The organism is Lederbergia sp. B243.17, assembly GCF_057657925.1.
In genome coordinates, this window is record NZ_JBWBKF010000081.1 from 1 (window position 1) to 479 (window position 479).

Sequence of the window (479 nt, forward strand, 5' to 3'; positions counted from 1 at the left end):
GTGGAGTCGATGAAGACATGTTCCGGACTGAGAAGTCCACGATCCGCAACCTCCTTCAGTATCCGGTAGAAAATCTGCTCGAACAGGTCCGTGTCTGCGAAACGCCGGGTATAATTCTTTCCGAAGGTTGAGAAATGGGGCACCTCCGTGTGGAAGCTAAAACCGAGGAACCAGCGGTATGCCACGTTCGTTTCGATTTCCCGAATGGTCTGTCGCATGGACCGGATGCCGAAGGTATATTGGATGAATGTCATCTTGATCAGGACAACCGGGTCGATACTGGGTCTCCCTACTGCCGAATAAAGGTCTTCAACCAATGGATAGATGAAGGAAAAATCAATTGCCGCATCTAGTTTGCGAACAAGATGATCCTGTGGGACCAACTGCTCAATGGAGAGCATTTCCAGCTGTTCGCGTTCATGGACCTGGTTTTTCGTCATCATTTCTAACACCTCATGAAGTTTGTAGGGGATACCGTT

The 479-nt window shown here is 49.1% G+C and carries 1 protein-coding gene; it reads right to left on the reverse strand.

All coding sequences use genetic code 11. The features are described 5' to 3' along the window. On the reverse strand, positions 1-443 hold a 443-nt coding region (locus tag AC0TWI_RS15545), incomplete at its 3' end, for a transposase (protein ID WP_488127251.1). Between the last annotated feature and the right edge of the window lie 36 nt (positions 444-479).